Source organism: Cohnella herbarum, assembly GCF_012849095.1.
GTDB classification, from domain to species: Bacteria; Bacillota; Bacilli; order Paenibacillales; family Paenibacillaceae; genus Cohnella; species Cohnella herbarum.
Genome location: NZ_CP051680.1, coordinates 140,270 through 154,892, shown reverse-complemented (window position 1 = coordinate 154,892; position 14,623 = coordinate 140,270). Strand labels below are relative to the sequence as shown.

The 14,623-nt window shown below is 49.6% G+C and carries 14 protein-coding genes; 4 read left to right on the top strand and 10 right to left on the bottom strand.

The features are described 5' to 3' along the window. Positions 1–3: 3 nt before the first annotated feature. The 5 genes from deoR to HH215_RS00700 form a co-directional block, all read right to left on the bottom strand. Positions 4–960 carry a DNA-binding transcriptional repressor DeoR gene (gene deoR / locus HH215_RS00720; RefSeq protein ID WP_169278150.1) on the bottom strand — a complete coding sequence of 319 codons (957 nt, stop codon included), beginning with the start codon at positions 958–960 and terminating at the stop codon, positions 4–6. A gap of 172 nt (positions 961–1,132) precedes the next feature. Beyond that, the gene (locus HH215_RS00715; RefSeq protein ID WP_169278149.1) at positions 1,133–1,333 is read right to left on the bottom strand and encodes a DUF3906 family protein; all 201 of its coding nucleotides are present in this window, start codon (positions 1,331–1,333) and stop codon (positions 1,133–1,135) included. Positions 1,334–1,351: 18 nt separating this feature from the next. Next, positions 1,352–2,320 carry a 6-phosphofructokinase gene (pfkA, locus tag HH215_RS00710; protein ID WP_169278148.1) on the bottom strand — a complete coding sequence of 323 codons (969 nt, stop codon included), beginning with the start codon at positions 2,318–2,320 and terminating at the stop codon, positions 1,352–1,354. A gap of 31 nt (positions 2,321–2,351) precedes the next feature. Then, entirely contained in the window at positions 2,352–3,431 is a 1,080-nt protein-coding gene (locus tag HH215_RS00705; RefSeq protein WP_169278147.1) for a tetraprenyl-beta-curcumene synthase family protein, read from the bottom strand. Positions 3,432–3,453: 22 nt separating this feature from the next. After that, the gene (locus tag HH215_RS00700; RefSeq protein ID WP_169278146.1) at positions 3,454–3,798 is read right to left on the bottom strand and encodes a hypothetical protein; all 345 of its coding nucleotides are present in this window, start codon (positions 3,796–3,798) and stop codon (positions 3,454–3,456) included. A gap of 181 nt (positions 3,799–3,979) precedes the next feature. Here HH215_RS00700 and HH215_RS00695 point away from each other — a divergent pair, with 181 nt between their 5' ends. Together HH215_RS00695 and HH215_RS00690 are read left to right on the top strand one after the other, a co-directional pair. Next, positions 3,980–5,278, top strand: a complete 1,299-nt coding sequence (locus HH215_RS00695; protein WP_169278145.1) for a multi antimicrobial extrusion protein MatE — start codon at positions 3,980–3,982, stop codon at positions 5,276–5,278. Positions 5,279–5,311: 33 nt separating this feature from the next. Continuing rightward, positions 5,312–6,475, top strand: coding sequence for an MFS transporter (locus tag HH215_RS00690; protein ID WP_169278144.1), 1,164 nt, complete (start codon positions 5,312–5,314; stop codon positions 6,473–6,475). Positions 6,476–6,694: 219 nt separating this feature from the next. On the opposite strand, the gene HH215_RS00685 is transcribed toward HH215_RS00690, so the two are convergent. The 5 genes from HH215_RS00685 to HH215_RS00665 all read right to left on the bottom strand — a co-directional run bounded on the left by HH215_RS00685 (position 6,695) and on the right by HH215_RS00665 (position 12,763). Further along, complete coding sequence (locus HH215_RS00685; RefSeq protein ID WP_375140480.1) at positions 6,695–7,993, bottom strand: hemolysin family protein; 1,299 nt, start codon at positions 7,991–7,993, stop codon at positions 6,695–6,697. 303 nt (positions 7,994–8,296) lie between these two features. Then, a complete protein-coding gene (locus tag HH215_RS00680) occupies positions 8,297–9,850 on the bottom strand; it encodes a sensor domain-containing diguanylate cyclase (protein ID WP_254450649.1) in 1,554 nt (517 codons plus the stop codon). Positions 9,851–9,933: 83 nt separating this feature from the next. Further along, positions 9,934–11,253: a replication-associated recombination protein A gene (locus HH215_RS00675; RefSeq protein WP_169278141.1), complete on the bottom strand. Its 1,320-nt coding sequence runs from the start codon at positions 11,251–11,253 to the stop codon at positions 9,934–9,936. A gap of 80 nt (positions 11,254–11,333) precedes the next feature. Continuing rightward, positions 11,334–12,485, bottom strand: coding sequence for a CotH kinase family protein (locus HH215_RS00670; RefSeq protein WP_254450323.1), 1,152 nt, complete (start codon positions 12,483–12,485; stop codon positions 11,334–11,336). Positions 12,486–12,547: 62 nt separating this feature from the next. Beyond that, positions 12,548–12,763: a hypothetical protein gene (locus tag HH215_RS00665; RefSeq protein WP_169278140.1), complete on the bottom strand. Its 216-nt coding sequence runs from the start codon at positions 12,761–12,763 to the stop codon at positions 12,548–12,550. Positions 12,764–13,148: 385 nt separating this feature from the next. Between HH215_RS00665 and HH215_RS00660 the strand changes: the two genes are divergently transcribed. Both HH215_RS00660 and HH215_RS00655 read left to right on the top strand, forming a co-directional pair. Continuing rightward, positions 13,149–13,925, top strand: coding sequence for a hypothetical protein (locus HH215_RS00660; RefSeq protein WP_169278139.1), 777 nt, complete (start codon positions 13,149–13,151; stop codon positions 13,923–13,925). Next, positions 13,922–14,578 carry a YwrJ family protein gene (locus HH215_RS00655; protein ID WP_169278138.1) on the top strand — a complete coding sequence of 219 codons (657 nt, stop codon included), beginning with the start codon at positions 13,922–13,924 and terminating at the stop codon, positions 14,576–14,578. Before HH215_RS00660 ends, HH215_RS00655 begins: the two co-directional genes overlap by 4 nt. Positions 14,579–14,623: the final 45 nt, after the last annotated feature.

The following is a 14,623-nucleotide window of genomic DNA, read 5'->3' as shown; positions in this document are numbered from 1 at the left end:
ATGTCATTTCTCCTGTGGCTCGTTTTTTTTGAGTAAAGCCTTAGCGGTAATTTGATCCGTCACCAGGGTGTTTGCATATCGGCCTCGCAGAGCTCCGAAGATCGCGTTGACTTTGGAAGGGCCTCCGGCTACGAGAATCGAATGCTCCTTGGATCGTAGATCTGCCAACTCGATTCCGACCGTCCGCTCATCTAGACTTTGCAAACAGATTTCGCCATTGCAATCGAAATACCTCGAACAAATATCGCCGACGGCTTTCGTCTTGATGTCTTCAAGCTCGTCATCGCGCAAATAATTCGAGTTGATCAGCACGGAATCCGGAGTCGGCGAGCCCGCCGTGAAGACCGCGATGTTCGCGTTTTTCCCCATATCCATTACTCTTCGAATATGTCGATCGGTCAACATGGACTGCTTTACGAGAATATGATCTACGATTGCCGGCAAATACATGAAATAAGGCGTTACGTTAAAGGCCTTGCCGAACAAATGAACGATTTCCGACGGGGAAATATGCACATCGGCATCGCTAACGCCGCCGTTCAATTGAACGACGAAAGAATTGCTTAAGGACTTCTCCTTCAGTTGCAAGGCTACCTGATACATCGTCGAGCCCCATGACGCTCCGATCGTGTCCCCGTCTTTGGCCAGTTCGGTAACATAGGATGCCGCGGCTTGCCCGATGTACTTCTTTACTACGATCTCGTCGTAAGTCGGCGTAAAGGCAACGACCACGTTCTTTAACCGGAATCGCTCTTTAAGCAAACTTCGCAGAACTTCGACGTCTTCCGTCGGATCCTTGATCTCGATCGTAACGATGCCTTCGGTCTTCGCTTGCTGTAGCAGCCTGGATACCGTGGGTCTGGAGACGCCGAGCGCATCCGCGATTTCATTCTGGCTGTAATCCAACTGGTAATACAGCTTCGCCGCTTCGATTATTTTTTTGATTTTGTCGTTATCCAACAAAAGTCACACCATTCGACATGCAGTTTTTTTGAAATTTTGTTCACTTAAAATGAAATTATGTTCTCTACTCGTTATTATAATGGATAATAGCTTTCCGCGCTAGGACAAATTACATACAAAAGCTGACGCCATCTATTCGACGTCAGCTTCTCTCACACTTTCGATTCGCTTATGATTCAATAACGTAAGCCGTACCTTTATTCGCTCTCTTTTTCTCGATTAGAGCGATCTCGAGAATAACCGGAGGAACGACAAAATATTTCGACAAATGCATTTCGGCTTCGTTCATGACCTGTTCGTCGTTGTCTCCCATGACGACCAGTACGACGTTCTTATTCTCTAATTGTACTTCTAATTTATATAGAAACATGAATTCACCGCGTTCTGATTATTGGGATAACCGCAAGGCAAGGTTGTATAGATCCAGATTAAACGATTTCTTAGTGGACACGACCTTCTCGATATCGGTGGCCACGAACTCTCCCTTGATGATCCCGATCCCTTTGCCCGAGTCGCCCTCCAGCAGACGTTGAACCGCGAAGTCCGCGAGCTGGCTCGCGAGAATCCGGTCATTGTGAGTCGGAGATCCCCCGCGCTGGATGTGACCGAGTACGGTTACGCGCGGTTCGATGCCGCTATACTCCGTTATATTCCTAGCTACTTCATCGCCGGAACAAACCCCTTCGGCAACTACGACGATTCCGTGACGTTTGCCTTTCTGGAAGTTATCCTTCATCCGCAAAGAAATATCTTTAATATCGAAAGGTACTTCCGGCACGAGAATCGCTTCCGCTCCGCTGGCTAAGCCTGCGTACAAGGCGATATCGCCGCAATGGCGTCCCATAACCTCGACGACCGAAGATCTTTCGTGAGAAGTCATCGTATCGCGCAGTTTATTGATCGCGTCAACGACGATGCTGACCGCCGTATCGAATCCGATCGTGAAATCGGTGAAAGGAATATCGTTATCGATCGTCCCCGGCAGTCCCATCGTCTTGATTCCCAATCTACTTAATTTGTTAGCCCCATGATAAGAACCGTCTCCCCCGATAACGACAAGGCCGTCGATGCCTTGCTCGCGAAGAACGTCGGCACCGCGCTGCTGGCCTTCCGGAGTCATGAACTCCTTGCAGCGGGCGGTTTGGAGAATCGTGCCTCCGCGTTGGATAATATCGCCCACGCTTCGCAAATCCATCGGTCTAAGATCCTGGTTCAATAAACCTTGGTAACCCCGTTGCACGCCATATACTTCCAAGCCGCGGAATAACGCGCTTCTTACGACAGCCCGAACCGCCGCGTTCATTCCCTGGGAATCTCCGCCGCTTGTTAATACGGCAATCTTTTTTACAGCACTCATTACGCAATTCCTCCCAAATGTCTCTATCGTATTACATGGCTTTCCTTATCCAATGGCTATTCAGCCAGAAAAACAACCTAGACCAAGGGCTTCCCTTCATAAGAAGCTTGGCGGTATCGCGAACGTCCCGTTGATCCTTGACTTTAGGATCGGACAAATACAACGCGACCAGACCTTCTACGATCATCCGGTGGAAATAGCCGAACGGAAGCTCGTCCGCGGACTTTCTGGCCGCGTTTACGATTTGCTTCATTCGTTCGTTTAGCATCCGCTGGTCATCGTAATAGCAGCAGAAATTCAAATCTCCGCCCACCCTGTCTTCCGCCTGATCGATCAAATAATCGAGCATAATATGCAATCCGCAAATGGACGGAAAATAGTGGTTTCTGATCGAAGCGGCTTGTTCCGCTTCGAGCTTGGGATCGCTTGCGGCGAGGAACAGCATGAACATTCCAAGCGTCGATCCGGTCGCCGCCGCGAATTCATTCCACATCAGTTGCGGATAGCGGGAAGCGTGCTCGTCCCACCAACTTAACAACGCAGGCTCGCGGTCCGCATGGGCAATATGCTTGTATACCTGCAAATCTCCGTACAGCTTTACCAGCTCTACGACATGCTCCCGCACCAGATGATAGGAAGGCAACGCCGCGATAGACGTTCTGCATTGCTCGACCAGCGCGGCCAAATAACCGCTATCGTCCTGTTCTTCTCGCAAGGCATAATAATTAGACACCGGAGACCCCGGCGATACCGCGTCGATCATGCTTTGATGCAGTAGGCGAAAGTCGTTCGGATCTAAGGAGGTGCTTCGGTCGCATAAATTATCCAAGTAATCGCTGATGGTTTGCAGAGCGACGATCAGCGGAATCAACACGTGTCTTTGCTCGAGATTGGCGGCCGCATAGACTCCGCCTCCCTCGCAATGAAACTGCTTGGCGTTCATGCTGTCCAACGCTTGCTTGCGAAGCTCCAGATCCGCGATCCCATCCGCTCTTGCTCGCCATCGGCCCAATTCGGCGCGAACTTCCGGCAGCACGTATTTATACACTCTTTTCATCAACGAAATCGGCCCGCTTGGGGCACGACCCGCCAATAGGGGCTGGGTTTTCATATCAAGGGTCCTCCGCTTTGCTCTATCCGATATGCATTTTCGATTCGTCGTCTAATTCCTGCTGGGTACGGAACCATATGTTCAGGTCGTTGATTCGGCTGGCTAGATCGGCGATTTCTCCGTTGATCGTACAGGATCGCACAAAGTCGTCTTCCTCGAACAGTTGCTGCTGCTTGATTCTAATCTTGGCTTCGAATCGCATGATATGATCCGGTATGCCTCCGCGAATCATTTCCCATCTGGACAAGATCGCGGACTGTTGCTCATGGTCCAGATCGTCCCAATCCTTATCCAAACAAGGAACGGAAATCCCGTGCCGTTCGCTAAATTCGAATTGTCTATCGAGCCATAGCTCGGATATCCGCATGGTTACCACCCGTTTTCCTCAAGAGCCTAGCAAAATCATCATCACTTTAATTTATCATTTCAGACCGACGAAATCCAGCTTTATCGTCTGAATTCCTTTCCCGAAAACAATCGATTATCTGATATAATACAAGCTATCTAGTGGAACGGACAACGCCATATCATCTAGAAGGAGCTTACTTATGTCGCAAGATAACGGGCCGGTCTCGCTGAGACGGCTTTTCCTGTTTTTCATCCCTATGGGCATTTCAGTCCTCCTAATCAACTTAAGCCACGTCATCATTAACGGAACGTTAGCCAGATCCAGCAATCCCGAGATTATATTGGCCGGTTACGCGCTCGCAATGAGTTTACTGGGCGTAACGGAGAAACCTGCCGTGCTGTTCCGCCAAACTTGTTCCGCCTTAGTCAGGGATCGCACCTCGTTCCGTGCAGTCAGGAGCGTTAGTTTCTACGTATTCGGATCTTCGGTCCTCTTCGGAGGCCTCGTATCTTATACGCCTGTAGGCCACTGGATATTCGGCGCCGCGTACGGCGCGGACGCCATCGTTGAACGAGAAGCGATTCATGCTTTCGCCGCCCTAATGTTCTTATCCGTCTTTTCCGGTATTCGTTGCTTGTATCAAGGGGTTATCATTTACAAAATGAGAACCCGCTGGCTGACGATCGCGATGATCTTTCGCTTAGCCGGCATGTTTTTGTTATCCCAGTATTTCCTTCACATAGGCGTCACTAGCGCTTTGCAAGGTACGATCATTTTCGTGTTCGGGATGATGATCGAAGCCTCGATCAGTTGGTGGGAATCGAGCAGACTGCTCAAAGATATGCCTTTGAAGGATGAAAATTGCGAGATTACGAAGCCTAAACAAGTTATGTCTTTCTATAACCCGTTGCTATACTCCTCGCTCATCGTCGTCTGGCTGCTCCCCATCCTGAACGCGCTCCTCGGATCGACCGAGAGGGGTACGCTTGCGGTGGCCTCGTTCGCCGTAGCCGGCAGTTTAATGAACTTGGTCTTAGGTTTCTTTACCTATTTCCACCAAATCGCCTTGCTGTTCGTCAGATCGAATCCGGCTATCGTCCGTAAATTCACGTTGATGCTGGGATTCATTCCTCCGTTGCTGATGCTTCTATTGGCATTCACGCCGATCGGTTCTTGGATGTTCTCCAACGTCCTTGGCGTCAAAGACGAATTGCTAACGGCCTGCATTCACGCTTTGCGAGGATTTTTCCCGTTCGTGCTTATATTTCCATGGCTGGACACTCTAAACGGTATCGTCATGGCCCACGGGGAAACGAAGCTGATGTTCGGCTCCCAGCTCGCCAATGCGATCGTAACGGCAATTCTCATCGTCCTGCTCGTCGTCCTCTTACCGGGTTGGAACGGGGTTCTAGGTTCCCTAGCGCAGTCTGGCGGTTTGATCGCGGAACTAACCTTCCTCGCATGGCTATTCAGGCGCAGTCACCGAACGGCTAAGTAACCGCACAGCATCCAGAAGAGGAGACGTTAAACCATGGTTCAATCTCATTCGTCAAGAAATCAACTATTCGTGTTACGGACGCTCCAATTCGCCAATTATGCGACGATGGTATTGCTCGTAACTTATTTTCCGCTCTATTTTGAAAGTCAGGGCTTTACGAAACTGCAAATCGGAGCGATATATTCCGTCGGCCCGTTCTTATCCATCATATCCAACCTAGCGGTAGGCGTTATAAGCGACCGCACCAAAAACCTCCGACGCATCCTCAGCCTCCTTTATTGCGTACAGATTTTGGCATTGGCGCTGCTTCTGCCGCAGAAGGAATTCGGGATCATGGCCGGGATCATGGCGTTATTTTATTTGTTCCAGACGCCCATCAACTCAATGCTGGATAGCGTTTCCCTGCTTGCAGCGGATCAGATGAAGCGCAGCTTTCCGGCCATCCGCATGTTCGGGTCCCTTGGTTATGCCGTTTGCGCCGTTGCTTTCGGGTACTTGTTGAAAATATACGGATCTGACTTAACGATCGCGCTCGCCATCGTCACTATTCTGGTTACGCTCGTATTTTCTTTTTTCATCGGCGATTATCAAGCAACGTTAAAAAAATTCGAATTCAGCGGTTTATGGGGACTTCTCCGCAAACGGCAAACCGTCGTTTTCTTCTTATTGATTATGTTCGTATCGGTTGCCCATCGGATGAACGAAGGATTTCTATCCATTGCCATGAGAGAAATCGGCGCCGACGATTCCGTCATCGGTTATGCTTCGCTCACTTCGGCCGTCAGCGAAATTCCGATGTTCTTCCTGCTTGCGAAGTTCGGACACCGCTTCCGCGAAATACCGTTGTTAGCCGTCGCAAGTACGTTCTTCGTCATTCGACTAAGCTTGCTGAGCTACGCGAGCGAACCTTGGATGATGGTCGCCCTGCAAACGATGCATTCCGTTACGTTCGCCATTTTCTACATTACCGCCTTACGATCCTTGCAAGCCCTTATCCCCGACGAGTACCGTTCATCTGGCCAAGCCGTGTTCGCCGTCGTTTGGTCCGGTCTAGCCGGACTGTTAGCAGGTACGTTAGGAGGCTGGCTGTATGATGCCTTCGGACTAGAGTACGTGTTCCGCACCGGCGCATTGTTCGCGTTCGTTGGCGCTTGCGGATTCTTGTACGTCCACCTTCGAAGAGACCTCTCTAGTTGAGGGACGGAACTGCACGCCGTTATTATGACGAAAATGAGCGTTTGTAAATTCTAACGGAGCCGCGCGCCATTATTTATGCTAAAGTAGGGCGTTTTATAGCAAAATAGCGTCTGTTGCTTCCGTTACAATCCATAACCCTGATCTATTTCCTGATCGATATGTATCAACAAACAAGGCTGCCCTCTCGGACAGCCTTGTTTGTTGTGACGCAATATTCGATTAGCCCGTTTCCGCGCGCGGCTCCCAATTGGCGTCATCCGCGCGAGTTACCGCTATTCTGGAGATTCGCAGATAATCCGTTTCTTCGATCGTGAAGCGGAAGCCTTCCTCGGATATGACGAACTGATTTTTCTTAGGCGGATTCTCGATTTGCGAGTAAATCCAGCCTCCGATCGTATCGTAATCTTCCGTAGAAATATCTAATCCGAAAAAGCTGTTCACTTCCTCGATCAGCATCATACCGTTAATAGAATAAGTGCTATCGTCCCTTTGTTCGACATCGGGTCTTTCCTCGTCGAACTCGTCTTGTATTTCTCCGACGATTTCTTCCATGATATCCTCTAACGTAACTAAACCCGAAGTACCGCCGTACTCGTCGATCAGAATCGCGATTTGCGATTTTCTTTTCTGCATGAGCTTAAGCAACGTACTAATCGGCATGCTTTCCGGTACCGTCGTCATCGGTCTCATTAAATCCCGAATGTCCAGGATCGAATTGTCCGGAACTTTCAACAAATCTTTAATATGCACGAAGCCGATAATGTTGTCTTTATCCTTCTCGCATACCGGATACCTCGTATGCATCTCGCGAAGCGCGATCGTCTTATTCTCCTCGAACGAGAGATTGCCGTACAAGCAGCTCATCTCTGTCCGCGGAATCATAATTTCACGTGCATTGGTTTCCGCGAAATCGAAAATATTATCCATAAGCGTCAATTCGGTTTTGTCGATCAGCCCGCTCTTGTGGCTCTCTTTTACCAGAATCCTGATTTCTTCTTCGGTATGGGCCGAAGAGGACACTTCCGAGTTGTCTATTCCGAAAGGCTTAAGCAGCATTCCCGCAAGTCCGTTGAGCACCCATATAAAGGGACTCATCACTTTACGGAAATAAATTAGCGGAGTAGCGGTCCACAGCGTAACCATCTCGGCTTTGCGAATGGCAACCGACTTCGGCGCAAGCTGTCCCAGAACAACGTGAAGCATCGTAATCAATGAAAAGCCGATAATGAACGATATCGGGTGAACGAGATTCTCGTTCAAGCTCATCGTGTCGAATAGCGGCGCGAGCATCCTGGCGATCGCAGGCTCGCCGATCCATCCAAGACCAAGGGAAGTGAGAGTAATACCGAGCTGACAGGCCGAAAGATACGCGTCGAGATGATCCATTAGGTGAGAAGCAACCTTCGCTTTCTTATGCCCTTCTTGTACTAACGAATCGATTCTAGAACCGCGTGCTTTGACCATGGCGAATTCCGCCGCTACGAAAAAGCCGTTCAGAAACACCAATGCAAAAATCAAAACCAAGTCCACGCTTAATGGAAAGGGGTCACCGTCCAAATCATCCCTATCCTCCGCCAGTCGGAGAGGACAGGTACACCTCCTTTATATTTTGAAAAATAGCTTACTCGCTCAAAACAAAATCCAACGGGTATAGAAGCTTTATTCTAGCTTAGACGGTTTATAGCCCTCCGTCAAACGACGATTGACCTCGTAATTCGCCGTAGTACCCATCTCTATTCGCATGAGCCTGCCACCTATGCCGATTTTTCGAACGATAAGGCGTTATATCCCCGATTCCAACGAAATAAGTTCAATTTCGGGTTATTTAATTGAAATCATAGCTTCGGAAATCGAATTTCTTCCTTGGTACTTCGCTTGATATAGAGCTTGATCCGTCGCGCGCAACCATTGCTCCGGCGACTGATCCGTCGAGTTGGGCCACGTAGCGACGCCGACGCTGATCGTTACGATCGCTTCGGCGGAAATTCCTTCGTTCGGGAGCCGATAATCGTTTACGGCGCGCCGGACTTGTTCGGCCGCGATCTTCGCGCTGTCGCGATTATGATTAGGCAACAAAATCGCGAACTCTTCTCCGCCGTAACGATACGCGCTACCGCCTAATTTGCCGGCTTCCTCATCGGCTATGCGCGCGATGGTCTGCAAGCAAGCATCTCCTGCTTGGTGGCCGTAGAAATCATTAAACGCTTTAAAATTATCGACATCGAATAAGACCAACGAGACTTCTACGTGCGTATTTAGAGCTTCGTCCCAAGCTTTCCGCAAGTCTTGATCGAAGGACCGTCTATTCGGAATGCTCGTCAAACCGTCAAGCGTTGACAAACGATACAGTAGCTCATTCGCTTCTTTCATCGTCCGTTCGGCTTCCTTGCGGCTACCGATTTCCCTAGCTATGATAAGCACCGCGGGTCGCCCTTCATAACGATATCCGATTGCCGTTACTTCAACGTCCACCAAGCTTCCGTCGAGTCTGACGAACTGCTCGTCCAATGCTTCGACGTCTTTGTCATTCATTGCTCTGTTAGCGCGATCCGTGACGATATCCGCATAAGGCTTGTGAACGAATTGCATCATCGGCAAACCAATCAATTGATTCGAATCGCCGACTCCCATCAGCTTTGCGCATGCCGGATTCGCGAATACGACGACGCCGTCTTGATGAACGGCAATCGCATCCGGCGAATTATTAACTAACCGCCGATACTGGCGTTCGCTCTCGAACGTGCTTCTTAGCGCGTTCTTAGTCGTCCGGAACATGAGCCAAGTTGCCGCGATCGCAATCAGCGTGACGATTGCGCCGACGATGATCATTACCATGGAGAAAGCCGCACGTTTATTTTGGTCGCTCCATCCGCTCTTCATTGTCGCCGTCAAAAGAGTTTCCAACCGGCGAAAGCTTTCCAGCAAGCGTTCCCTATCCTGTTCACCGTCGTCTAACGCCAAGATGGCGTCCCCATATTGCTCGTTCCCTATCATTGCCATAACACGGATGAAAGAAGTTTCAACGTTGGCCAAGCTCTCGAATGTGCTGGCGATTTCGGTTTCAAACTTGCCGCCCTTGATTTCGTCATCTAACCATAGTTCCTTGACCTGTCCCGCTTCGGACTTCCCTTGCTCGAATTGATCCAAGTATGCCGGGTCTTTAGTCAATAGGTAACCTCGAATTCCCGTTTCCTGATTACCGATCGCTATTAACATTCTGTTTATCGTATGATCGATCGGATACGTATCCCGGGTTAGGCGATTCGTCGTATCGTTGATTTCCTTAAAAGACATGAAGTTATAAAGGCTAACGATCAGAAACAAGCCCATCGTACAGATGTACAGGCTAGCGAGACGCCAATTGTTGCGACGCATCACGCTCTCGCCTCCATTAGTTCAAATAACGTAAATCCATATAAAGATATATTACCATACCAACGATAGGAATCGACCAAAAGTTACCTCGTTTTTCGATTCGCTCTACGTTTCTGTTGATTTTGACGAATTTTATCTTCCATCCCTTGCTGCGTTGCCTCGTAGAAAACTTTGGAAGACAGCTTGTCCGGCAAATAATTCTGATCCACGTAGTGACCCGGATAATCGTGCGGATACTGATATCCGACATGTCCAAGTTTCTTGGCGCCGCTATAATGAGCATCCCTCAAGTGAAGCGGTACTTCAGCGGACTTCGTTGCGTCGAAAGATTCCATGATCCGTCCGATCGTAATCGCGATCGCGTTGGATTTGGGGCTTTCCACGGCAAACAGTATCGCTTGCGCGACGATATATTTGGATTCCGGCCAACCTATTCTATGATAAGCTTCCATCGCGCTTACGGCTTGTACCATAGCTTGCGGATTAGCTAGACCGATATCTTCGGAGCACGCGACGGTCAAGCGCCGGAGGAACACCATCGGATCCATTCCCAGCTTCTCTACCGCGTAGAGAAACCAATATAGCGCCGCGTCGCTTGAGCCCCTGACGCTCTTATGGAAAGCCGAAAGCACATCGTATTGCGTAGACTCGTCCGCTTGTACCGTTGAATGGCGAATAGACTCCTCCGCAACATCCACCGTCACGCGCACGGTGCCATCCAATTCCGAAGGCGTCGTAACCGCCGCGAGCTCCAATGCGGTTAAGGCGCGACGAATATCCCCGTTGGCCATGGAGGCGATATGCTCGAGCGCTTCTTCTTCCGCAACCAGCTTCATGAAGCCGAGCCCTTTAACCGAATCGGCTAACGCTCTGCGCATCGCCTGCATCGAATGCTCTTTGGTTAATGGCTCCAAGCGGAACAAAGTCGACCGCGACAATAAAGCGCCGTTCACGGAATGAAACGGGTTTTCCGTAGTCGCGCCGATAAACGTAATGATTCCCCGTTCTACCGCCGGGAGAAGGGCATCTTGCCTAGCGCTGTTAAATCTATGAACCTCGTCCAGAAACAAAATTGTTTTACGGCCGTACATGCTCTTATTGCGCTCCGCTTGTTCGATAACTTCCCTTACGTCCTTCACCGATGCATCGACCGCGTTTAACCGCACGAAATCGCCCTTCGTTTGTTTGGAAATGATATGCGCTAAAGTCGTTTTGCCGCAACCCGGAGGCCCGAACAAGAGGATGGACGAAACGACGTCCCCCTCAATCGCCCTTCGAAGCAACTTCCCTTCTCCGACAATATGATCCTGACCGATATATTCTTCCAGCGTCTCCGGCCGCAAGCGATCTGCAAGCAATCTGGCTTGCGGCTCCGATTCCTCGCGAAAACTAAACAAATCCATTCCTCAAACCCGCCTTTCTTCTCCTCCCATCATATCAGAATCCGTTTCCGACAGGAAGGCGACAAGAACAAATGTTCCTGTTACAGTTGCTGTAGCTCGGCTCTGACGATTGCCCGTCTTTCCCGGATATAATTGCGGATTACGCCGGATTCGCCTTGATAATCCCCATAGGACCATCTGCGGGAAGGATCGTTCCGGATATAAGGCGATAACTGTCCGATCATCTCTTCCACTATCGGCATTAATCTGCTCTCCGCGAAGGGACCGTTCAATGCATTTTCCAAAATGAGTTTATATTTCTTCCTGAAGCTCGGATAAGCTAGCATCTTACGCGTAAGCGCATTGTAACCGGCAACCGACACCAAATCGCTCTCCACGATCCGACCATAGCAATTCCGTCCCCAAGTCCCCTCATAGTCCCATGGAATCAGTCTAAGCTTCCCTGTAAGCTTACTTCGGTAGATTGCGTAATTTTGCTCGAATCCGTCGTAATTTCCGGTTAATACCGCTCCGGCTAACCAACTTAAATAGTTATTAACGTCTAAACGGGAACGAATGAAAGCCTCCCCTTGCGCTCCTTTAAGCGTATTAATCCCTTTAATGAACGATTTTAGTTTCGTCCTCTCTGCAGTTGCTCCGAATCGGTATTCATAACCCGCAAGAAGCGATGATTTCCTTCGATTCGTTGCCGAAGACAATAGGCTAAAATCCGCCCGATCGTTGATTGCATAGAACAGGGAAGAAGCGCCGATCCTCCTTCTGTTGAAAAATAACCTCTCGACCCCTTCGATTTCTAGATAAACGCCTAACGATTCGCCGTTAACGACCAATTCGACATGCTTGGTTTTAGGGGCGGGCACGCCGATCATAGGAAAGAAAGCGAACGAAAGCGCATTGCGAATCATCGAAGGGTCATCATATTCAGCATTGTAGTGGAAGGCTTGATTTTTACTTACGACTTCGTACGAGCGTTTAGGATAGCTTCGCGTATGTCCTCCCCGATAGCGTACCGAAACCGGCACCGTTCTGCCGTTCGTTCTCATTTTTGCCCGCACGTATTTGTCGTTCCATAGGTTTTTCTCTAACTCTCGGCTTGCAGATTCACTAATAAGGAGCGTTCTGACCGGTAGCGGCATGCCGACTCCGCCTTTCTCTTCAAGCGTCGATTCATCAGAATCAGCGTATGTCGCCCCGGCATTAGCGGAACGGCATTCGTCTATGAACCAAGCCAAAAAAGAAAAGGTTTCCCTCGGCAGTCCAGTCTGCGAAAGAAAAACCTCAACATCGTGTAGCTTTATATGGCTTTCATGAGCTTATCTCTAATCGCAATTTCCGCCCGTTCGTCCGACGGTATGTCCCCCTGTTCGTCCTCCGGTACGTCCTCCAGTACGTCCTCCAGTACGACCTTCGGTTCTACCATCCAAGCAACCGCCCGTACGTCCGCCCGTACGTCCAACGGTACGTCCGCCGCTAGCGTGTCCTCCCCAGTTCCCCCAGGTCCGATGTTCATGTTGTTGATCCGTACCTTCATGACCTTTATTCGGATTTTTCCGTTTGGGATTTCTTGCAGCGCATTTTTTCTTACGGTTGTCTTTCTTCCACCAACATTTGCATTTCCGATATAAGCGCTTTGGACGAGTACGGCATGTACCATGCAATTCAATGCTCAATGAAGATCACCTCCTGATGAAGATTATTCAGTCTATGAGAAGTTGCCCGTTGCCGATAGAGACAAGCGCAGAATCGAGGCTAAAAGAGGCGTATCTACTCGATCTTTAGCGGATTTTTCGCTCTTCTCGGACAACCAACCGTATCTGTTCCCGCAAAGGACACATAGATATATATTGAGCGATTCTATCAACATTTATTTCTCTACTATGGAAGGAGAAAGTCACATGCTATTCAGTTTTAATCCACGGCAACCCGTTCAAACGGCACCGCGACCATTGGATAATAAAACGCGCCAACCTCATCTCGTCTTGCAAGCCGGACATCTAAACGGAAAGGAAGTGCGCGTCAATCGTGGAGGTTCCGATAGCATCGAGGGTATTCTGTTAGCGATTGCCGGGGATTATTTGGTCATTCTATCCGACAGCAAGATTTGCTATGTCAATGGGGCTCACGTCAGAAACATCGCGGGAAGTTCCACCGATGGAGGAAAAAGCGTCGGCGGTCGCTCCGGAGGACGCAGCGCCGGTCTCCATAAAAGCTTCATCCACGCTCCCGACTTCCAAGCTCTGCTCTCCCGTTTGCGCCATAAACACATTCAAATCAACAGCGGTAGCCCGGAAAAGCTAGACGGTTTCCTTGCCGAAGTCGCCAAGGACAACGTCTTGCTTATTGTTGAAAGCGAGTTGGTGAGAATTCCGATTTTCTATATTAAAACCGTTCGTTCTTCGGCGAAAAGGAAGAATAACCATACAAACAACAATAAATCCAGCGGCATTAAAACGGATTGGAACAAATCCGGAGGTAACAGATCGGGTGGCAGTAAAACGGTGGGTAACAAATCCGTTGGGAACAGAATCGGCGGCAATAGACCCTGGGGCAGTAGAACCTTGGGGAGCCTATTCGGTGGCAGTCAAGGCCGTAATAACGGACGACCTTCGTTAATTAATCCAAGTCCAGAGTCGACCGCAGCCGCCAAAGAGGTGCTTCCTCTGAGCCCATGAAAACTTATTTGAACCAATCCGTGTCTCTAACCGTCTCGGGCAATCGGTTTCCTGTCAAAGGCACGCTCATCGATCTGGGCGACGATATTCTAGTGCTGCATAACGGCACCCAATTCCTGTACGTCCCGCTTGTCCATATCGAGCAACTGACGCGCGCCCACGCTCTCGAAGCTAATTTCGGCGTGCCGTCCGAGCCGCCGCTTGATCCCGCAACGGATTTGTCCTATCGCAAAGTTTTACTTAACGCCAAGGGAATGTTCTCGGAGTTGTATATCTCGGGCAATCAAACCGTACACGGTTACGTCACGAGCATCATGAATGATTTCTTCGTTTTCTACTCGCCGATGTTCAGGTCGCTCTACGTATCGATGCAGCATTTGAAACTACTCGTCCCCTATGATCCGCATATGACGCCCTATGCCCTGGACCAGGAAAAGTTTCCGATCCACCCGACGACGGCATCGCTTGCGCGCACCTTTGACCAGCAGTTAAGGAAATACGAGAACGAATTCGTTATTCTAGACTTGGGAAAACATCCCGAGAAAATCGGCTTGCTCAAGTCCGTTCGCAACAACCTGCTTGAATTGGTCACGGCGGATGGCTCCAGCACGTTTATACATCTCAATCATGTCAAAACCATTCATAAGCCTTGATCCGATTAAGCGCCCGCTATGCGGAAAAGAAAAAGGCTATTCCAG